18 protein-coding genes and 1 other RNA gene are annotated in these 20,590 nt (G+C 63.2%); 8 read left to right on the top strand and 11 right to left on the bottom strand.

Annotated elements, in window-relative coordinates; translation table 11 throughout:
* Positions 1-104: 104 nt before the first annotated feature.
* The 4 genes from KUV41_RS17905 to KUV41_RS17890 all read right to left on the bottom strand — a co-directional run bounded on the left by KUV41_RS17905 (position 105) and on the right by KUV41_RS17890 (position 4,322).
* A complete protein-coding gene (locus KUV41_RS17905) occupies positions 105-1,292 on the bottom strand; it encodes a UbiH/UbiF/VisC/COQ6 family ubiquinone biosynthesis hydroxylase (protein WP_242520839.1) in 1,188 nt (395 codons plus the stop codon).
* A 290-nt stretch (positions 1,293-1,582) separates the two neighbouring features.
* Positions 1,583-2,950 (bottom strand): 2-octaprenyl-6-methoxyphenyl hydroxylase, encoded by a 1,368-nt coding sequence (gene ubiH, locus KUV41_RS17900; RefSeq protein ID WP_261396099.1) that lies wholly within the window; start codon positions 2,948-2,950, stop codon positions 1,583-1,585.
* Positions 2,951-3,131: 181 nt separating this feature from the next.
* The gene (locus KUV41_RS17895; RefSeq protein WP_222486916.1) at positions 3,132-3,428 is read right to left on the bottom strand and encodes a hypothetical protein; all 297 of its coding nucleotides are present in this window, start codon (positions 3,426-3,428) and stop codon (positions 3,132-3,134) included.
* A gap of 309 nt (positions 3,429-3,737) precedes the next feature.
* On the bottom strand, positions 3,738-4,322 hold the full coding sequence (locus KUV41_RS17890) for a UPF0149 family protein (protein ID WP_222162254.1): 585 nt from the start codon (positions 4,320-4,322) through the stop codon (positions 3,738-3,740).
* Between the two features lie 221 nt (positions 4,323-4,543).
* Here KUV41_RS17890 and KUV41_RS17885 point away from each other — a divergent pair, with 221 nt between their 5' ends.
* From KUV41_RS17885 to KUV41_RS17875, 3 genes are all read left to right on the top strand, one after another.
* Positions 4,544-4,855, top strand: coding sequence for a cell division protein ZapA (locus KUV41_RS17885; protein WP_206942127.1), 312 nt, complete (start codon positions 4,544-4,546; stop codon positions 4,853-4,855).
* Between the two features lie 127 nt (positions 4,856-4,982).
* Positions 4,983-5,167, top strand: a non-coding RNA gene (gene ssrS, locus KUV41_RS17880) — 6S RNA.
* Between the two features lie 6 nt (positions 5,168-5,173).
* Complete coding sequence (locus KUV41_RS17875; protein ID WP_222486915.1) at positions 5,174-5,827, top strand: 5-formyltetrahydrofolate cyclo-ligase; 654 nt, start codon at positions 5,174-5,176, stop codon at positions 5,825-5,827.
* Positions 5,828-6,570: 743 nt separating this feature from the next.
* On the opposite strand, the gene ilvA is transcribed toward KUV41_RS17875, so the two are convergent.
* Positions 6,571-8,085: a threonine ammonia-lyase, biosynthetic gene (ilvA, locus tag KUV41_RS17870; RefSeq protein WP_222162256.1), complete on the bottom strand. Its 1,515-nt coding sequence runs from the start codon at positions 8,083-8,085 to the stop codon at positions 6,571-6,573.
* A gap of 155 nt (positions 8,086-8,240) precedes the next feature.
* Between ilvA and rpiA the strand changes: the two genes are divergently transcribed.
* Positions 8,241-8,915, top strand: a complete 675-nt coding sequence (gene rpiA / locus KUV41_RS17865) for a ribose-5-phosphate isomerase RpiA (RefSeq protein ID WP_222486914.1) — start codon at positions 8,241-8,243, stop codon at positions 8,913-8,915.
* On the opposite strand, the gene waaA is transcribed toward rpiA, so the two are convergent.
* Genes waaA through KUV41_RS17850 form a run of 3 tightly spaced genes read right to left on the bottom strand, consistent with a single transcriptional unit; the run spans position 8,893 to position 12,756 of the window.
* Positions 8,893-10,224, bottom strand: coding sequence for a lipid IV(A) 3-deoxy-D-manno-octulosonic acid transferase (gene waaA, locus KUV41_RS17860; protein ID WP_222486913.1), 1,332 nt, complete (start codon positions 10,222-10,224; stop codon positions 8,893-8,895). The two genes, rpiA and waaA, sit on opposite strands and share 23 nt — an antisense overlap.
* 2 nt (positions 10,225-10,226) lie before the next feature.
* On the bottom strand, positions 10,227-11,657 hold the full coding sequence (hldE, locus tag KUV41_RS17855; RefSeq protein ID WP_206942119.1) for a bifunctional D-glycero-beta-D-manno-heptose-7-phosphate kinase/D-glycero-beta-D-manno-heptose 1-phosphate adenylyltransferase HldE: 1,431 nt from the start codon (positions 11,655-11,657) through the stop codon (positions 10,227-10,229).
* Complete coding sequence (locus tag KUV41_RS17850; RefSeq protein ID WP_206942117.1) at positions 11,647-12,756, bottom strand: glycosyltransferase family 9 protein; 1,110 nt, start codon at positions 12,754-12,756, stop codon at positions 11,647-11,649. The genes hldE and KUV41_RS17850 overlap by 11 nt, the downstream gene beginning before the upstream one ends.
* A gap of 94 nt (positions 12,757-12,850) precedes the next feature.
* Here KUV41_RS17850 and KUV41_RS17845 point away from each other — a divergent pair, with 94 nt between their 5' ends.
* Positions 12,851-13,495 carry a 3-deoxy-D-manno-octulosonic acid kinase gene (locus tag KUV41_RS17845; protein ID WP_315900608.1) on the top strand — a complete coding sequence of 215 codons (645 nt, stop codon included), beginning with the start codon at positions 12,851-12,853 and terminating at the stop codon, positions 13,493-13,495.
* Here KUV41_RS17845 and KUV41_RS17840 read toward each other — a convergent pair.
* Complete coding sequence (locus tag KUV41_RS17840) at positions 13,492-14,625, bottom strand: glycosyltransferase family 4 protein (protein WP_261396098.1); 1,134 nt, start codon at positions 14,623-14,625, stop codon at positions 13,492-13,494. The genes KUV41_RS17845 and KUV41_RS17840 overlap by 4 nt on opposite strands.
* A gap of 37 nt (positions 14,626-14,662) precedes the next feature.
* Here KUV41_RS17840 and KUV41_RS17835 point away from each other — a divergent pair, with 37 nt between their 5' ends.
* From KUV41_RS17835 to KUV41_RS17825, 3 genes are all read left to right on the top strand, one after another.
* Positions 14,663-15,760, top strand: coding sequence for a glycosyltransferase family 9 protein (locus tag KUV41_RS17835; RefSeq protein ID WP_222237919.1), 1,098 nt, complete (start codon positions 14,663-14,665; stop codon positions 15,758-15,760).
* 214 nt (positions 15,761-15,974) lie between these two features.
* Positions 15,975-16,787 carry a glycosyltransferase family 2 protein gene (locus KUV41_RS17830; RefSeq protein WP_222237918.1) on the top strand — a complete coding sequence of 271 codons (813 nt, stop codon included), beginning with the start codon at positions 15,975-15,977 and terminating at the stop codon, positions 16,785-16,787.
* 99 nt (positions 16,788-16,886) lie between these two features.
* Positions 16,887-18,521 carry a sulfatase-like hydrolase/transferase gene (locus KUV41_RS17825; RefSeq protein ID WP_222486911.1) on the top strand — a complete coding sequence of 545 codons (1,635 nt, stop codon included), beginning with the start codon at positions 16,887-16,889 and terminating at the stop codon, positions 18,519-18,521.
* Positions 18,522-18,541: 20 nt separating this feature from the next.
* On the opposite strand, the gene waaF is transcribed toward KUV41_RS17825, so the two are convergent.
* A complete protein-coding gene (gene waaF, locus KUV41_RS17820) occupies positions 18,542-19,630 on the bottom strand; it encodes a lipopolysaccharide heptosyltransferase II (RefSeq protein ID WP_222486910.1) in 1,089 nt (362 codons plus the stop codon).
* A complete protein-coding gene (gene rfaD, locus KUV41_RS17815; RefSeq protein WP_206942106.1) occupies positions 19,623-20,579 on the bottom strand; it encodes an ADP-glyceromanno-heptose 6-epimerase in 957 nt (318 codons plus the stop codon). Before rfaD ends, waaF begins: the two co-directional genes overlap by 8 nt.
* Between the last annotated feature and the right edge of the window lie 11 nt (positions 20,580-20,590).

The following is a 20,590-nucleotide window of genomic DNA, read 5'->3' as shown; positions in this document are numbered from 1 at the left end:
GGTGGCCAGGTCATCCTGGCCACCGTCTCCTGGGCCATCTCACCAGGGCCATCACCAGAGCCATCACCTAGGCAATAACGCCTGCCGACCGGTGCGGACTGTCATCAGCGACACGACGCCGGCAGGCGCCCGCGCGACCCGGTTGCCTGCTGCATGATCAGTCGCTTGAGCAGTGACACTCGATCGACGCCAGACAAGCCCAGGTTGCGCAGCAGGGTAATACCGGGGTGGCGGCTTCCGAAGAGCCGTCTGAAGCCATCCATCATCACCAGCATCATGCTGTTGTCACCGCGCCTGCGGCGCTCGTAGCGCGCCAGCAGGCGAATGTTGCCCGGAGACACGCCTCGGCGGCGGCCCTCCAGCAATTCTTCGGCCAGCACTGCCGCATCCAGAAAGCCCAGATTGACCCCCTGACCGGCCAACGGGTGAATGCTATGGGCAGCATCACCGACCAGCGCCAGGCCTGGCTGGTGGTAGCGCTCAGCGTGACGCTGGCTCAGCGGAAAACGGATCGCCTGGTCGAGGACCTCGACCGCGCCGAGGCAGTGATCCACGGCAGCCCCCATGGCCTGTCCCAACGCCTCGGACGGCATCTCACACAGCTGCTGCGCATGCTCAGGCGAGGTCGACCAGACGATCGAGCAATAGTGGCTGTCGCCGTCGACCGTCAGCGGCAGAAAGGCCAAGGGTCCGCTGGGCAGAAACGCCTGGCGCGCTACCGCGCCATGCTGACGCTCGGTCCTGACGGTGGTGACCACTGCCTGATGCCCTGTGTCATGTTGGCTGACCTCGATCCCCGCCAACTCGCGTAGTGGTGATCGCGCCCCATCCGCACCAACCACCAGTGGCGCCGACAGCGTTCTGCCATCCTCCAGGCCCACCTCACGCATATCATCACTACCGGCCAGACTGACGATTCGCTGGCCATAAAAGCGCCTGATCTGCGGCAGCGCGTCCAGGCAAGCTTCCAGTGAGGCCAGCACCAGGTCGTTCTCGACGATGTGGCCCAGTACCGAAACCCCGGCCTGGTCGGCGCGAAAACGAATCTCGCCGGAGCCCTCGGCATCCCACACCTGCATGCCGGTGTAGGGCGTTACGCGCCGTGATGTAATATCCGTCCACGCACCAATCCCCTGAAGCAGCCGCTGGGATACAGGCGTCAAGGCGCTTACCCGAGGGGCAGGCGACGCCAGCGGCAGCCTCTGCCGGTCAAGAGGGCCAGGGCGTGGGTCGACCATCGCTACCGACCAGCCGGCGCGTCCCAGCAGTACGGCTAGAACCGCACCGACCATGCCGATGCCCGACACCACGACATCATAGGCTTCTGGCGCCGTCGCACTGGCCGCGTGTTGATCTTGCTCGCTCACCTTAGCCCCCGCCTGTTGTCGAATGCTGAACCATTGCCTGACGCCATCGCGCTGGCAGGCACAGTGTACCGCCATGCCCCTGGCTTCGCTCGCCGCCTTGCTGTCTCATCCTCCTGATGGAGATGCTGCGCTTCCCTGAGGGAGCGCCAAATACATCAGCCGAACGCCACTAGGCAGCCGCAGCGCAGCGGATCATCGGCGCAGGCAGTTATGCCCTAACGCTCTATCCCCATCGCTCGCCTGGTCAAGGTCCCGCGCAGCGGGCCACTCAGGTTGAGCCCGATCAGGCCCGCTGCACGAGCATGGGACAGCAGCGGCTGGTCGATGCCAAACAGTCGGATCAGTCCGTCACTGAAGCGCACCACATTACGCTGGTCCGCCTGGCGCCTCCGTTCAAAGGCCGACAAGGTGTCACTGCTTCCCGGGGCATGGCCATCTTCCAGCCCTTGGTCAATCGCCTCGACCAGGTCCATCACGCCTCGCAGGGCGAGATTGAAGCCCTGCCCCGCGACCGGGTGGAGGGCATGGGCGGCATTTCCCATCACCGCCAGGCCAGGCCGAGTCGTCTCACGTGCGGTCACCAGTGACAGCGGGTAGACGTGTCGCTTGCCCACCTTGACGAAGGCACCAGCGCGGTCGCCGAAAGCCCGCTGCAACTCGTCGAGAAAGCCCCGGTCAGACAGCGCCAGACGACGCTGCTCGCTTTCCCTGGCATGGGTCCACACCAGCTCCATCGACTGCCCGGGCAAAGGCAGCAGCGCCATCGGCCCTTCGCGGGTGAAGCGCTCATAGGCGACGCCTCCATGGGGCCGGGATACCGCCACATTGGCGATCAGCGCAACCTGCTCGTAGGGGGTGGCATCACTTTCGATGCCCAGCGCCTCTTTCAAGCCTGATCGACCGCCGTCAGCCATGACCGTAAGGCCTGCCTGCAAGGTACGACCTGATGACAGCACCAGTCGGTGTCCGCCAGCACAGGCAGAGATGTGCTCGACCGTTGCGGGACAGTGCCAGTCCAACGGCAGCTCAGCGAGGCGGTGATGCAACACCTGCCCCATCCACGCATTAGGGATCACATAGCCCAAGGCATCGACGCCCATTTCCTGCGCACGCAGCCGTGTCGCCCCCAATCGCCCTTTCTCACTGACATGAATCAGTGAGATGGGGCTCGCCTGGGGGGCCATGGCCGACCACACACCCAAGGTCTCGAAGTGCGCAGCGGTCCCTGCCGCGATAGCGCTTGCCCGGGCATCGAAGCTGGGCTGCCAGTCACTGGCTGGGGCCGTCGCAGCGGCCATTGGCGAGGCTTCGATGACAGCTACCCGCAAGCCACGATCGTGGATCAAGCGCGACAGTGCGACGCCCAGGCTGGCGCCGACCAGTCCGCCACCAATAATCGCGACATCAACCTGCTCAACGCCGGCCGACACCTCCTCGCGTGCCACCCCCAAAGGCGCACTGGCGCTCGCCATTTGGCCGGGGGCATCACCTCCGGTATCCGCACCAGCCTGGGCATTGTCTTGCGCATCGGCAGCCGCTACCGCCTGTGGTGCCGCCTGATCCTGGGGACGACCTTCGGTCATACTGTAATCCTGTAAACATTTTACGTAACAAACTTTCTGAACATGATGAAGCGATCAGAAAATAACCACATTGTGTAACAATAAAGCCAGCAGCTAGTAGCCAAAAAGTCGCTCCTGGCATCGCTGATTCCCCCTGCCAGACACAAGGTCCTGCCAGGGCCACCTTGCCGGCCAAGCGCCCTCAGCGTCCTTTCCGGTCGATCTCGATCAACTGCCTTGGCCACCTGACGTGACCCTCTAAGTTGGCTGCCAGCAATAAACAGCAGCGTTGCCTGACCGTCACACCAGCAAATGGCGACAGTGACAGCATCGACCAGTGGCGTCTCGGTGCTGTCGACAGCAGCAGAGAGCGACCGCTGACGACGTCGCATGTCGCACGGGCGCGATAGGACACGAGATTCAAGCTGTCGGCGGTTTTATCTATTTTCGATACCGTTAGCACCACGATCACAACAAAATAACCAGCAATACGCAGCATAGCAGGCTCTGCGTCAGAGTGAAGGTTGCGTATCGAGAAGGGGTTCACTGGACGGCAGAGGGCATGACCAGGCGAGAGCGCAGCAGGGCAAGGCGCTCAACCAGGGAGCGGACGAGCAAGGCGACGTAAAGACAACGGCAACAACGAGCAGGGGAGAGCGGAGAGATCTAGCCGCCGCGGCTATCGCTTGGGCGCTCAGGGCAAAGGCCGCGGCGAGGGGGAAACGGACGGTGCAGGCGACACCCGCTGACACCTGGTCCGTGGCAGGGCGTGCCCAGGCAGCGGTAGAACGCCACCTGGGAGCGCACCTCAATGGGTGGTCGGCGGCTCTTCGTCGACCTTTTCCACTTGCGGCGTGCCCGGATGCTGTTCGGTATAGAGCAACATCGCCGCCATGCGCGCATGCTCGGTCAAGGCGAACAGGTCGTTTTCGTTTTCCGCGCTGTCATCGATATCGGTGTCGATGGCCGCCAGGCCTGCCAGGTCGTCGATGGCTTCCGCCAGCGCCGCCGACCATGCCTTGCGCGGTTCTTCACCGGCATCCTCAACGACCTCCAGAAAACCGAGCGTCCACTCCTTCAGGCCCTGCGCGCGCTCAGCCAGGGAAAACAGCTCGTCAGGCAGCAGCGGCTCAAAATTCAGCTCGCTGCCTGACAGCGCATCCAGGGTCTGGCGGCGCCAACCCAGCAGACGTTCAGCGCTGGCTTCATCCTTGGGCTGGTCGACCCCCAGGGTTAAACAGACCTGCTGCAACCAGCCTTCCGCCGTCAGATCGTGGAGCCCCAGCTCGGCACACAGACGGCCATCCAGAAAGGCCGGCGACTGCATGCTGCCGTGCAGCAGGAAGGTATCGGCAATGGTGGAAAAATCCTGGCGTTCGTTAATCAGTGACATAGCAATTTCCGCTGAAAGAGACGGCATCGGGGAGGGGACTGGGAGGACCGCAGCAACGCCTGGCACCCCCACGCTATCGGCGAAGGTCCCGAGGTCATGATGCCTCGCGTTGACCCCCCGCTGACGGCTCTCTTATAGTGACTCGCAATCGATACCCCTGATGGTAACGCATTCTGCCCCTTCGGCGCTGCGTTGACCGAGGCCCTTCCGGAGCCAGGCCCATGACAGATACCACGCGGCATACCACCGACATTACGCTGCTGGAGCGCCCCTATACCATTGCCTGCGCCCCAGAGGAGCAAGAGGGCCTTGAGCGCGCTGCGCGCTACCTGGACCAGGCTATGCAGGGTATTCACGCACGCGGCAAGATGGTGGATCGCGAGAAGATCGCGATCATGGCGGCACTCAACCTGGCCCATGAGCTACTTGGCTTGCGTGACGAGAAGCGCGCCAGTGAGGCCAGCCTCAGTGAGCTGAACACCCGACTGGAGCAGGCCTTGGCCACCGCCCCAGCCCGCGAATCACGTGACTGAGACGCCACGAGGCACGTGACTCAGACACACTAAAGGACCACACCCGCCAGCGACGGTTTGCACTGGGCGCTTGTCCCTCATTGGCATCTTCGCTTTGGAGCAGCCTCGCTGTCTGTTAGCATGGAGCTGTTCCCTGGGGTGTGCGCCAGTCGTTATAGTCCCTCGAGCCTATGAGCAGTACCCAGGGGGCCAATAGCTAGCCGGGCCCGTGTGCATGTCCGTGCGACGGAAAGCCTGACGGCTCGGCTGCGGCCACCCACCTTGAACCTATGGGTTCAAGGGCCAGAACGACAGCGGCATTCTGGGGAACCTTGAACGATGAATCTGTGCTCCAACCACGAAGCTCAGACAGCGCTCGGGCACTTGTCACGCACCGAGCTGCGACGCGAGCTGCGTCGCCGACGCCGCGACTTGAGTCAGCAGCAGCAACAGACGGCGAGCCTGGCATTGGTCGCGACACTGCGTCGCCTGCCGGAGCTGTTGACCGCTCGACACGTGGCGCTCTACCTGCCCAACGACGGGGAAATCGATCCTCGGCCCCTCATTCGCTGGCTGCATCGCCGCCGTGCCCAGGCCTATCTCCCGGTACTGCGCCCCTTGGCGGCCAACTGCCTGTGGTTCGTTCGCTACGACGCCCGCACCCCCATGGTGACCAATCGCTTCGGCATATCCGAGCCGGACAGCCGTTTCGGGGCGCATCCGTCACACCGTATGCCTGCCTGGGCTCTCGATGTCATCCTGCTGCCTCTGGTCGGCTTTGACTCGGCAGGGCAGCGCATGGGCATGGGAGGGGGCTTCTACGACCGCACCCTGGCCTTTGCCCATCCAGCGCAATACAACGGCGGCCCCAGGCCTCGCCTGATTGGGCTCGCCCATGATGTACAGCGAGTGGACCACCTACCGATCGCCTCCTGGGATGTCCCCCTGGATGCCATCGTCAGCGATGCAGGCGTCATTCGTCCTGCGCACTGAAACAGCCGCGGCTCAGGTCCTGAAACGCATCCGGCCGCCCATGGTGGGCGGCCGGATCGCGATATCTGCCGATGTCGTGCTCAATGGCGCGGGAGATCTCTCCCTCTGGTCGGTTTCAGCCGCCGACCAGCGCCTGGGCATAGCCGGTGGCGACGACTCCCAGACCGAAAACCAGCACCAGTGACATGATCAGATCGGGCTTGCGTCTCATTCCTGACTCCGTATATACGGCCGCCTGCCGTATTGTCTTGATGTTATAGGTCGAAGCAACTAAGGAAACACTGCATAAATGCCTGTGCAGACGATTCGCTGCGTTGCGCGCTGCTCGAACTCCTCACCTATACCGCATAGGCTCCGGGTTCTGCGCTGCGGGCGCCTTGCACCTCATTCCGCTCGGCTGATTTATTCAGCGCTTCCCAAGCTCAGACTATAGGCTGGGCACTTATGCATGGCAATTACCACTCTAGTGGCATGACGCACGTCTACAGACCAGCTCTGGCCCAGCAAGTAAGTCAGCGCTCGCGCGCAGGATACGCCGCTTGATCCCAACTGCCAAGATGTCTTGGCACGCTATTCACTGTCCTGCGTCATGACATGCGCGGATGACGGCATTCCCCTTCGACAAGGCCCTGCTGGCCACCGTTACTCATTCAGTGTCAGTGGCGCTGACAGGGCCGATACAGTGCCATGCACGGGGCGCTTGGCGATGCCCTGAAGCGATGCCAAAAAGCCATGTCCCAACGCTATGCCATGAACAGTTGGTAGGCGGGATTGTCGCTTTCCTTCCAATAGCGATAGCCAATGGCATCGAAATGCTCTTCCACATGACTGCGATCGCCATTGGGAATCTGCATACCGACCAGCACTCGACCATAGGCCGCGCCATGATTGCGATAGTGGAACAGCGAAATGTTCCAGTCCTGGGGGAGGTGGGTCAGGAAATTCATCAGTGCCCCGGGACGTTCGGGGAACTCGAAGCGATAGGCTTCTTCAACAAACTCGGTGCGGGGTCGACCTCCGCCAAGATGGCGAATATGCAACTTCGCCAGCTCGTTGTCGGTGAGGTCCTCGACCGGATAACCCGCCTCGAACAGACGGCCGATCAACGCCTGGCGATCCTCACCACCGGGCTTGACCTGCACACCGACAAAGATATGGGCCTGGTCGGCGTCGGCGTAGCGATAATTGAATTCGGTCACCATACGCTTGCCGATGGTACGGCAGAACTTCTTGAAGCTGCCTGGGCGCTCAGGAATCGTCACCGCCAGGATCGCCTCACGCTGTTCACCCAGCTCGGTCCGTTCGGCAATATGCTGAAGGCGGTCAAAGTTGGTGTTGGCGCCAGAGTTGATGCATACCAGCGTCTGATCCTGGGCGCCGCTCTCCTGGATATATTTCTTCAGTCCGGCCAGCGACAGCGCCCCCGAGGTCTCTGACACGGCACGGGTATCCTCGAAGATATCCTTGACCGCCGCACACATCTCGTCGGTGTTGACGGTAATCACGTCATCGACCAGGTCGCGCATCAGTGAAAAAGGCACCTTGCCGATCTGCGCTACGGCGACGCCCTCGGCGAATACCCCCACCTGGTCCAGCACCACCCGTTCACCCGCCTCAAGGGCAGCCTTGAGACAGGCACTGTCCTCGGACTCGACCCCGATGACCTTGATCTCAGGGCGCAGGTACTTGATGTAGGCCGCCATGCCGGCGATCAAGCCGCCGCCGCCCACCGGAATGAAGACGGCGTCAATGGGGCCGCTATGCTGGCGCAGAATCTCCATGGCGACGGTCCCCTGACCGGCGACCACGTCGATGTCGTCAAACGGCGGGATGTAGGTATAGCCGTGCTGCTCCACCAATTCGTGAGCATGCTCTGCAGCAGCGGCGAAGGCATCGCCCTTGAGGATGACCTTGGCGCCCCAGCCTCGCACGGCGGCGACCTTGATTTCAGGGGTGATGCGCGGCATTACGATCACCGCCTTGACGCCCATCAACTTGGCGGCAAGCGCCAGTCCCTGAGCGTGATTTCCCGCAGAGGCCGCGATCACGCCCTTGGCCTTCTGCTCGTCGCTGAGGTGGGCCATACGGTTATAGGCGCCGCGAATCTTGAACGAGTGCACTGGCTGCAGATCTTCACGCTTGATCAGAATCTGGTTGTTGAACCGTCGAGACAGCATGGGAGCCGGGGAAATCGGCGTTTCACGGGCCGCTTCATAAACCCGGGCCTGGAGGATCTTCTTGACGGTAGCTTCGAGCATTCTGGTATCCAGCGTGAGGGGGCAAGCAAAGCCCCTATTGTTAGCATCGCGCTGCACCTGGCGTCCAGCGCCAGTCGCCTCGGCTGCTGTCTGTGCACGTTTACCCTATAATGATCGCCGCCCACCCATTTTGAAGACCCCTGCGCAGGTATCTCATGACCCAGGACGAACTCAAGGACGCTGTCGCGGCAGCCGCCATCGATGAAGTGCGCCCGATGCTTGGCAAAGACATCGTGATCGGCGTCGGCACCGGCTCGACCGCGAACTTCTTCATCGATCGGCTCGCAGCGCTGCGCGGCGACTTCCGCGGTGCCGTAGCCAGTAGCGAGGCCAGCGCCAAGCGCTTGAAGGACCATGGCATCGATCTGTATGAACTGAACGAAGTCGGCACACTGCCAGTTTATGTGGACGGCGCAGACGAAGTGAATGCTCACTTGCATATGATCAAGGGCGGGGGTGCCGCACTGACCCGCGAGAAGATCGTGGCCGCCTGCTCGACCACCTTCATCTGTATCGCCGATGCGTCCAAGCGAGTGGCACGACTTGGCGACTTCCCGCTGCCGATCGAGGTGATCCCGATGGCCAGGTCCTACGTGGCGCGTGAAATGGTCAAGCTGGGTGCGGACCCGGTCTACCGCGAGGGCGTGGTGACTGACAACGGCAACCAGATCATCGATTGCTATGGTCTCGAGATCGACGATGCCGTCGCCCTCGAGCGCCAGATCAATGCCATCGTCGGCGTTGTCACCAATGGGCTGTTTGCGGCTCGTCCCGCCGACGTGCTATTGCTCGGCAGTACTGAAGGCGTCAGTCGTCAACTGCCGGCGTAAGCTCCCGTGCGCGCTCACTGCTTCGTGCATCGATAAGCGCATCCAGCCCATCGAGGGTCGCGTCCAACGCACCTCGATGGGTATCAAGCACGTGCTGCCCGGCCTCACTGAGCCGCTGACGCTGTTCATCATCTTCCAGTAACGCCGCCACTCGCTCACTCAGTTCCTCGGCGTCGGCAACCTCGACCAGCGCTGCGGCATCTCGCAACGCCTGGGCGACGTCCGCGAAGTTCTCCAGGTGAGGCCCGGTAACCACCGGCACCCCCATCATGGCGGGCTCCAGCAGGTTGTGTCCTCCGATCGGCACGAGGCTTCCCCCCACAAACGCAAGGTCGGCACACCCGTAGAGGGCCTGCAGCTCGCCCATGCTGTCACCGAGATACACATGGACCCTAGCGCTGGGCACACGTCCGCGGGAACGGCGGACGATGTCGAAACCGGCCTCACGGCACAGTTCGGCGACGTCATCAAAGCGCTGCGGATGCCTCGGTACCAGCACCAGCAACGCATCCGGGAAGCGCTCCAGCAGCCGTCGATGCACCTCCAGCAACTGCTCGTCTTCACCCGGATGGGTCGATCCTGCGACCCAGACCGGGCGATGACCAATGGCTGCGTGCAAGCGCTCACTCACCACCTGAGAGGCGGGATCCACCGTCATGTCGAACTTCATCGAGCCGACGACCTGAATATTCTGGGGCGCCATGCCTAGCGCGATGAAGCGCTCAGCGTCGTCTCTGGACTTGGCCGCCAGCCAATCGACACAGGACAGCGCCTGGGCCATCAGCGGGCGCAGCCGGCGATAGCCGCGAAAGGCACGTGGCGACAGCCGTCCATTGACCACCGCCACGGGAATGCTCTGCTGGACACAGGCGTTGAGCAGGTTAGGCCACAGCTCGGTCTCGAAGAAGATGGCCTGCTGCGGTGCCAGGCGCTGGACGAAACGCCGCGCCGCGCCAGGAAAGTCCAGCGCCACGAAAACGTGGCTCAAGGGGGCCGCAGCCTCCGCCTCAGGCACGTCCTCGGCCAACGAGGCCACGCGCTCGGCGCCGGTGGCGGTCATGGTGCTGACCACCAGCCGATGATCAGGGTGCCGCAAGCGCAGCGCTCGAATCAGCGGACGGGCGGCGACGACCTCTCCTACCGATGCGCAATGGAGCCAGAGCCTTGGACGCTCATCGGCGAAGGGCAGCAAACAGCCAAGGCGCTCTGCTCGAGGTCGTCCCACCAATTGTTCCCGCCATACTCGTCGCCAGATCACCGGCGAGAGCAGGCAAAGCGCGCCTGAATAGGCAAGCCGCGGCCAGCGCATGCTCAGCCCTCGCGGTCGAGGATGGTCGATATCATGGCGGTGGTAGAGACACCGTCCTCAAAGCCCAGCACCTTGACCTCGCCACCGGCAGCGCGGACCGCCTCGCCGCCCGCGATGTCCTCGGGCCGATAATCCCCCCCCTTGACCAGTACATCCGGCAGCACGGCTTCGATCAGCCGTGCCGGAGTCTCTTCGGCGAAGGGCACCACCCAGTCGACGGCCCCCAGGCCCGCCAGCACTTGCATCCGACGGTGAAGCGGGTTGATCGGTCGCTTGGGTCCCTTGAGCCGACGGATAGACTCGTCATCGTTGACCGCCACGATCAGGCGATCACCCAGCTGTCGAGCGTGCTCCAGGTAGGCCACATGGCCTGCGTGCAGAATGTCGAAGCAGCCGTTGGTCATGACGACCCGTTCACCGCGCGCCTGAGCTGCGCGCACCGCAAGCACCAGCGGACATTCTTCGATGACGCCGAATTCGGCCAACTTATCGCCATGCAGAGCGGTATAAAGCTCGGCAATCGACAGGGTCGCGGTGCCGGGCTTGGCCACCACCAGGCCCGCCGCCAGGTTGGACAAGGTCATGGCCTCGGCAAACCCATGCCCGGCGGCAAGAGCCAGCCCAAGCACGGCAATCACGGTATCGCCGGCACCGGTCACATCGTAGACCTCACGTGCTCGGGTCGGCAGGTGCAAGGGATCTTGCCCTTCGCGAATCAGCGTCATGCCCTTTTCGCTGCGGGTGATCAGCAGCGCTTCCAGGTCCAGCTCCTGGCGCAGCGCTTCTCCCTTGCTGGCCAGGATGTCATCGCTCGGGCAAGGCCCGACCACCGCCTCGAACTCGGCCAGATTGGGGGTAATCACGCTGGCACCGCGGTAGCGGCGAAAATCGCTGCCCTTGGGATCCACCAGCACGCGCTTGCCGGCACGGCGCATCTCGGGAATGACCGCTTCGACATTGGCCAGGGTGCCCTTGCCATAGTCGGACAGGATCACCAGGTCGAAACTGTCGGTGGCCTCTACCAGTCGCGGGGCCAGTTCGCTGGTATCGATCTTGTCGAGCCCGTCCTCGAAATCCAGGCGGATCAGCTGCTGGTTGCGGCTCATTACCCTAAGCTTGGTAATCGTGGGCACACCAGGAGTACGGTGGAAGTGAGTACTTACTCCCACCTCCTCCAGGCGAGTCGTCAGGCGGTCGGCATTGTCATCGTCCCCGACCAACCCAGCCAGCGCCGCATGAGCGCCCAGCGAGGCAATGTTCAGCGCAACGTTGGCGGCGCCCCCGGGACGATCTTCGCACTCTTCCACCCGCACCACCGGCACCGGCGCCTCGGGCGAGATCCGCGAGGTTCCCCCATGCCAGTAGCGGTCCAGCATGACGTCGCCCACCACCAGTACGCGGGAGCGCTCAAGCGCGGTCAAATCAAGCTTCATCGGGGGACTCCCTATCGAGGTCGGAGCGGGAAGAGGCGGCAGTATCGGCCAGCAGTCGGTCTAGCTGCGCAATGACGTCGTCAGCGCTGATCAGGGACATCGCGTCCGGGTGACGCACCCGCTGCCCCCAGGTGATAGTGGCAGCGTCCTCGTGCAGGAACTGGCGCACGGCGTCGGGGTAGCGATTGACCACATAGTCTCGCCACAGGTATGGGGCGGCACGATCCGGATTGGTCGTCGCAAACAGGCCCACCACCGGTGTGTTCAGGGCATTGGCCATATGCACGGGTCCTGAATCCGGAGCGATGACCGCACGGGCCCGATCGATCAGCGCCAGCAGGCCCTTGAGCGACGTGCCACCGATGGCGTCGATCACCGCATCACTCTGGCACAGGCCCTGGATGCGCGAGCCCATCTCTCTTTCCTGGGTGCTGCCGCCACCGGTCATGACGGTCTTCAGGCCATATTGGGTCCAGGCATGCTCGACCACGGCGGCGTAGCCTTCTGCCGACCAGTTGCGGAAATTGCGCAGACGCGGGTTTGCACAGGGGCTGATCAACACGTAGCCCGCCTCCCCGGTCAGCTCACGGGCTTCCTGGTAAGCCGCCTCGGGTATCGGCAGGCGCCACTCCAGGCTGTCATCCTCGACGCCCATCAAGCGAGCAAAGTCCATGAAGGACTCGAGGACGTGAGCACGATCACGCGGGGCCAGCTGACGATGGGTAAACCAGTACTGACGATCCTTGGCGCGAGCCGGATCAAAACCCACCCGAACATCGGCCTTGAGTCCCAGTGACAGCACACTGGCCCGCAGCGCTTGCTGCATGTGCAGCAGCACATCAAACCGGGTATCGGCCAGTTCTCGCCACAGCGCGCGCATGCCCTTGAGGCCAGTGGACTTGTCGTAGACGATGAACTCGACCCCTGACAAGCCCGTCAGTAGACTGTGTTCGCCCTTGCCGATGATCCAGGTGATCCGCGCTTCGGGCCATTGGCGCTGCAGGGCTCGAACCGTGGGCACCAGGTTGCAGACATCTCCCAGGGCGGAGAGACGCAGCACGCCGATGTGGGCTGGACGAGCGGGCAGAGGATGCTTCATGCGGTTGGCAACGTATCAATCAGGAAAGGTGGGCATTTTATACGATGCCACTAGTTTATGTGACGCTGGTCTAACGCCACAAATCGGAGCGTCCTTGCTGGACCCGGAATACTGGCGAGACAGTGGTCATGTCGTCGGCCAGGCGGCTGGTCGAGGCCAGAGTCTGTTTCTCGATCTGGGCGAGCAGCAATGGGTGCTGAGACCCTATCGGCGTGGCGGTATGGTGGCACGCCTGTCTCGCAGTCACTACCTGTGGACCGGCATCGAACGCACCCGCGCCTTCCGCGAGGTAGAACTGACCGCTACGCTGTTTGACGCCGGGCTGCCGGTGCCACGGCCGATCCTGGGGGGCGTCATACGTCAGGGGCCCACCTATCAGGCCGCGCTGATCACCCAGCGCCTGCCCCAGACTCGTGCTCTGGCCGAGGCACTGGCCAGCCACGAGGTCGATGCCGAGCTGCTGGCCGACGTCGGACGCGTGATCCGGCGGTGCCACGTCCAGGGCCTGGATCATGTCGACCTCAACGCACGTAACCTGCTCATCGACACCACAAGGCAGGTCTGGCTGATCGACCTTGATCGCTGTCGCCTGCGCCGCCCCGGGCGCTGGCAGGACGCCAACCTGGCACGTCTGGGTCGCTCCCTTGAGCGCTTCTGTGCAACCTCAACAGCCGCCGCCCAGGCACTGGCAGAGATCCAGCGAGGCTACCGTTCTGAGGAAGGCTCTGGCTCCCACTAAGCGTCGATGACGTCAGCGTAGACATCGATCAGTCCCTCGACGTGGCGTGACAGCAGGAAATGCTGTTTCACCCTGAGCCTTGCCTCGCTGCCCAGACGCGCTCGCAGCTCACTGTCGGCCGACAGCTCGGCCATCGCAGATGCCCATTCCTGGGGCGCCTGGGGATCTGCCAGGCGGCCACTGTGGCTATCGATAAGTTCAGGAATGGCACCACTGCGTGAGCCGATCACCGCCTTGCCTGCCGCCATCGCTTCGATCACTGTCAGTCCGAAGGCTTCATTGCGTGACGGCACGCACACCACGTCGAGCACTTCGAATAACCGCGCGAGATCCCGTCGAAACCCGGTGAAGGTCACCCTCGATGACAGTCCCACCTCCTCGACTCGCGCCTGGAGCTCCGCCACGTACTCCTCGCGGCTACCCTCTTCTGCTGCCAGACCGCCAACGATGACCCCGTGCACGTCGAGTGCCGGATGTTCGCGCAGCAGCAGAGCCAGCGCTTCGATGAACACCTGCTGTCCCTTGCCGGGTGTCAGCCGACCCGCCACCCCGATGGTCACCGCCTTGGCCGGCAGGCCCAGGCTACTTCGAAGGGCGCGCCGCTCACCCGCATCCAGGCGCGGTGCCAACGCCCCCGGATCGATCCCCAGATACAGCCGCTGGATACGTTCGGCGGGCAGTGGAAAGGCCTTGAGGTTACGACAACGGGTCGCGTCACTGATCGACAGCAATCGATCGACCTTGCCGTAGGCCCAGCGGTGGTAGAGGTCCTTCTTCGGCCGCGTGACGCCCATATGGTCGGTAAAGATCACGCCCAGACTCGGCCTCAGCGTCGCCAGCAGTGCAGCGAGTCGCAGATCGCTGGACTTGTGGCAATGCAGCAGACGAATGTCGTGCTCGCGCAGATACGCCAGCCAACGCCCCACGGCAAACAGCGCGGACGTGCGCGAGGCAGCGGTCAGAGGGACGACACCAGCGCCTTCGAGGCTTTGCGCTACCCGTGAGTCCGCCAGTGCCAGAGCGTGCGTCTCCCACCCACGGGCGGCCAGCTCCGGTATAATCCTCGCCGGATACATTTCCAGTCCGCCCCAGCCGTCCGACAGGCAGATATGCATGACCTTGTGACTCAAGGTGGTCTCCTTTCCGATGGCGGGCTCGGGAGCCCTGATGACATCAACGACGGCCACGGCCGACGCAAGCACCCCTCGACTGCTGGTGGTGCGCAACGACAAGCTTGGCGACTTCATGCTTGCCTGGCCAGCCCTGGCCACGCTGAAGGCAGCACGCCCGGCACCACATATTACCGCGCTGGTGCCATCCTACACGGCGCCCGTCGCCAGGCTATGCCCGTGGATCGACGAAGTGATCCTGGACCCAGGCGACGACGCGCCGAAAGCGCAGCAGCGCCAGCTGCTCGCATCTCTGCGCCAGGGGCACTTCACCGCACTGCTGACGCTGTTTTCCACCACGCGGATCGGTTGGCTAGGGTTGCGTGCCGGGATTCCGCTGCGCATGGCCCCCGCGACCAAGTGGGCGCAACTATTCTACAACCGCAGGATCACTCAGCGCAGATCCCGTTCTGACCGGCCCGAATACGTCTACAACCAGCAATTGGCAGAGGCGATGGTCGAGGCCTTGGCGCTGTCGCCGGGCGAAGCCGTCAGCCCCCCCTTCTGGCCTCAACCCGAGGATGACAAGGAGCAACGTCGCCTGGCGCTGGCCAGCCAACTTGGTCTTGCCTCCACCGGGAGCTGGATCTATCTGCATCCTGGCAGCGGGGGGTCAGCGGTCAACCTCAGCCCCGACGCCTACGCCCAGCTGGCACAGGACGTCGATCGCCGCATGCGGCAGCAGGGCGCCACTCAGCCCCACTGGATCGTCACCGCTGGGCCCGGGGAAGACGCGGTAGCGAATACTCTTGTCGCCCGCCTGGAAAGCGCTGGCCTAAGCGCCCGGCGTCTGCCCCCTGCCGCAGGGCTCGCTGACTTTGCCTGCAGTATCGCCGCCGCTGACGCCTTCGTTGCTGGCTCCACCGGCCCGCTGCATATCGCGGGCTGTCTCGACGTGATCACGGTAGGCTTCTATCCGTCCCACCGATCAGCGACACCGCTGCGCTGGCAAACCTGCAATGCCCCTGAACATCGGCTGGCCTTTCACCCGCCCCCAGGGGACCAGGCTCGCGACATGTCCGCGGTAGACCTGGACGAGGCCGCAGCAGCCATTGCGGCGACACTGGTCGACGCCGACAGGCGAGCCACGTCATGAGTCGTGTCTTGCCAACCCAGTGTCGCTAGGCCTGTCTCGCTAGGCCTGATATGCCAAGCCTGATTTGCTAAGCCCAGGACCAACGGCACCCATCGACTTTTGTTGTGTACACCCGCATAGTCCTGACACGCTGATGCACACTGGACACCGCGTCTACTGTCCGTCAGCGGGTCGTTCGCTTCATCTTTCGCATCACCACAGCAGGCATGTCGCCATGACTCCGATTACCGGCATCATCATTACTCTCAACGAACAGGACAATGTCGAAGGGGCCATCGCGTCGCTGCAACCCGTGTGCGATGAAATCATCGTGGTGGACTCCGGCAGCGACGATGACACCGTAGCGCTGGCCGAGGCGGCGGGTGCGAAGGTGATTCATCAACCCTATCTGGGTGATGGGCCGCAGAAAGCCTTTGCCGTCCCCCAGGCACGACATGACTGGATCCTGGCGCTGGATGCCGATGAACGGCTCGATGACGACGCTGTCGCCGCCATTCGCGAGCTGACCTTGGAAGACCCACAGACGGCCTATCGCTTTCGTCGACGCAACTTCGCAGGTCGACACTGGATACGTGCCGCGGGCTTCTATCCTGATCCGGTAACGCGGTTATACAACCGCACGACCTCGGGCTATCTGCCCAAGAAGGCGCACTCATCCGTCAAGGCGCCAACGGTGGTCGATGTCGATGCTCACCTGAGCCATTTCACCTACCGTGACCTGTCACACTGGATGCAGCGGATCGATCAGCTGTCGACCCGGGATGCCTGGGCGATGAAGGAACGGGGTGTCACCCCCTCTGCGCTTCGCCCCAGCCTGCATGCGCTCACCGCCATGCTGCGCAAGCTGGTGCTGAAGGGAGGTCTGCTGCAGGGTCAGGATGGTATGACCGTCGCGATCACGACGGCATTCCATGCGTACATGAAGTATGCAAAGCTGAACGAACTGTACGAAAACGAGCGAGCCGAGCGCCAGGGAAGCCGTCCAACCGGGTCGTCAGGTAACGACGACTCGACGTCGACGCGCTAGTGCGTCAAGCGAAGGATTCGCACCTCCGCGGTCAGCACTGCTGATTCGCGACTCCCGGGCGACAATGGCTTCATGGATTGACCTTTGGGCGCCTCGAACATGCCTGTACCTTTCCCTATCACGTCTCCCTGGCTGCGCTGGGCCGTCCACCTGCTGCTGGGCCTGGCCATAGGTCATGCCGTGGTCATGGTCACGCGCCTGCCCGGTTGGTGCCTGCCGATACCGGCGATCATCTGGTGCCTGGTGGCTGGCTGGAAGCGCTGGGGCGATCCGCCACCGCCTCGCTTGCGCATCCGGGTCATCCCCTGGGCGTTGGTTCCACTGGCGTTCTGGGGGATCTATGTCTATCTGGCCAGCAGCTTCGGACAGGTGGATATGGGTGCTGTCTACTTTCACCTCCAGGCGGGCATCTCGCAGCATGGGGGCAGCGAGCGGACGATTGCCGCCATCATCTATACCTTGGCCATGGTGCTGATCCTTGCCGGCTATACCTGGCTGGTGCGGGCCGATTACCGCTGGCAACGCTGGGACCACTGGCTGGCCTTCGTGCTGCTGCTGGGCAATCCCATGTTCTACTCCATGGGCCAGCGCGGCGCCGCGGTGGTCACAGACCCAGGGACCTGGCTCGATCGTCGCTACGTGGATCCGGTCATTCTCAAGGCGCCCCAGCGCCCGCCCAACCTGCTGCTGATCTATCTTGAAAGCCTGGAGCGCACCTACTCGGACACGGCGCGCTTTGGCGACGCCTACGCCGACCTCGCGGCACTGGAGCCCCAGGCCGTCGTCTTTGACAACGTGCGCCAGATCGATAATACGGGCTGGACCATGGCCGGCATGATTGCCAGCCAGTGTGGCACGCCGCTGATGCCAGCGGGGCTGCTGCATGACAGTCAGTTCGATCCCCTGCACCACGTGGTTCCTGGAGTCGACTGCCTGGGCGACCTGCTCGCACGCCTCGGCTACCGCCAGACCTTCATGGGCGGAGCCAGCACCGAGTTCGCCGGCAAGGGGTTGTTCTACACCGACCACGCCTACCAGCGCGTACTGGGCCGAGAACAGCTGGTGGAGCGCCTGGATGACAGCCGATACCTCAACAGCTGGGGGCTCTACGACGATAGCCTCTACGAGATGGCGGTGGCCGAGATACGCCGCCTGGACCGCCAGCAGGGGCCATGGAACATGACGCTGCTGAACCTGTCCGCCCATGCTCCGGCGGGCTATCCGTCCCAGGCGTGCGAGGCCGAACAGGGTGTGCACGACGGTGTCGATATCCTGTACGCGGTGAAGTGCTCAGGCTGGCTCACCCGGCGTCTGCTTGAGCAGCTGGAAGACGAGCAACTGCTGGATAACACCCTGGTCGTCATTGCCAGTGACCACCTGACCATGCGCGTGTCCGCCTGGGACCAACTGATCCAGACCCCCAGGACCAACACCTTGATGATGATGGGCAACGCGTTGACACCTGCCCGTATCTCGACCCAAGCGACGACCATGGATACCCTGCCGACGCTGCTGGAAGCCATGGGGTTTACCATCGACTGGCACCGAGCAGGCCTTGGCGTCTCCCTCTTTTCAGGCGAGCCAACGCTGGCAGAGCAGGTAGGGCTGGAAGCCCTCAACGGCTATATGCGTGAAGAAACCGCGCTGCAGGAGCGTCTCTGGGAAGGCCTTGCGCCCGCCTATCGCACCAGCGGACAGCCGGATGCGCCACCGGAAGCTCCGCACCAACCTTGATGGCGATCCCCGAACGGCGATCAGGCGTTGATACGAGACGGTGTATCGAGAAGCTGCTGATCCGCCGTGATCGCTTCCAGCAAGGTGTCAGGGGTAATCTGCTTGAGGCAGTTGGTGTGGCCCAACGGACACTGACGTTCGAAGCAGGGCGAGCAGGACAGTGCCAGGTAGTGAATCCGCGCATTGCTGGTCAGGGGCGGCGTGTACGCGGGTGACGAGGATCCATAGATGGCCTGGATGCGAGTCCCTACCGCCGCGGCCACATGCATCAGCCCGGAGTCGTTGGTCACGACCTGACGACAGTCGCCCAGCAGGTCGACAGCATCTTCCAGGCGCGTCGCACCACACAGGTTGTGGGCGTGCTCGAGGCCGCTGACAATCTCTTCTCCTGCGGCGCGATCCTTGGGCCCACCCAGCACCCTGACCTCAAAGCCTTGCGTGATCAGTTCAGCGGCCAGCCGATGAAAGTAGGCCAGGGGCCACTGCTTGGCGGGGCCGTACTCTGCACCAGGCATCATGCCGATGGCCGGCCGCACGCCAAGGCCGTGTTCACGATGCAGGCGAGCCAGGTTGTCGGCGTCCTGCCGCAGTGACGGGCTGGGTATCTCAAAGTCACCCGCCGTGGCAGTGGCCGCCGGCAGACCCAGCGAGACAAAACGCTTGACGGTCTGGTCGAGAACGCGACGATTCAAGGTCCTGCGCTCGGTCAAAAGCCCGTAGCGATGTTCACCGGTGAACCCCACCCGCCTTGGCACCCGGGCCAGAAACGGCACCAGCGCTGACTTCCACGAGCGCGGCAACACCAGGGCCAGGTCGAAGCGGCCCTTCAGCGACTGTGCCAGACGATGGCGCGGCGCAAGGCCAAAGACGCCATGACCGACGCCCAGCTCCACCACTTCGTCAACCTCATCCATGCGCTCGAGGATGGGCCGGGACCAGGACGGAGCCACCACCGCCAGGCTGGCAGCCCCCTGCTGCTTGAGCGTCATGAACAGGCTCTGGGCCATGACCATATCGCCCACCCAGCTCGGACCAACGACCAACAGACGCTGACCGGACAGGCGCGTCCCTGCCCGGTGCAGTGGAGCAGCGTGGGCTGCATCAGCCATTCAGCCACTCCAGATAGCGTGTCACGCCTTGTGCCACCGTATGGAACTCCTTGTCATAGCCGACCTCGCGCAGACGAGAAATATCGGCGCGGGTGTAGCTCTGATAGCGTCCCTTGAGTTCATCCGGAAAGTCGATGTACTCGATCTTGCCCTTGCCGTAGAAGTCGATCACCGTCTCGCCGATGGCCTTGAATGGCTCCGCCCGGCCACTGCCGAGGTTGAAGATGCCAGACACCTCGGGGTTGTCCAGGAACCACAGGTTGACGTCGACCACATCCCCGACGTAGACGAAGTCGCGGCTCTGCATGCCCGCTTCATAGCCGTCCCATGCGCCAAACAAGCGCAGGTCTTCACCGGCACTGATCTGGGTGTGGTGATGGTACGCCACGCTGGACATCTTGCCCTTGTGCTGTTCGCGCGGGCCGTAGACGTTGAAGTAGCGGAAGCCGACTACCTGGGTCGTGAGGGTGTCCTGACGCGAGCGTACGTACTGGTCGAACAGCAGCTTGGAGTAGCCGTAGACGTTGAGCGGTTTTTCGTGTTCCGGCGACTCCACGAACACCTCGCTTCCACCGTAGGTGGCCGCCGAGGACGCGTAGAGGAACGGAATGCCTTCCTGCTCGCAGAAATGCAGCAGCTCCTTGGAGTAGGTGAAGTTATTTTCCAGCATGAAGCGGCCATCCCACTCGGTGGTATCCGAGCAAGCGCCCTCATGGAAGATCGCCTCGATGGGCGGCAGCTGATTCAGCTCTCCGCGCATGTGGGCCTGCACCCTGGCGAGAAACTCGTCCTTGTCCATGTAGTCGCCCAGCGTCAGGTCCGCCAGGTTGACGAACTTGGTGCCATCCCTCAGGTCATCGACCACCAGGATGTCTGTGCGTCCACGGTCATTGAATGCCTTGACCAGATTTGAGCCGATGAAGCCGGCTCCGCCTGTCACTACGATCATGGGGAAACCTC

The organism is Halomonas sp. DP8Y7-1 (genome assembly GCF_019801685.1).
GTDB lineage: Bacteria > Pseudomonadota > Gammaproteobacteria > Pseudomonadales > Halomonadaceae > Halomonas > Halomonas litopenaei_A.
This window is presented reverse-complemented; position numbering and strand designations above follow the sequence as displayed.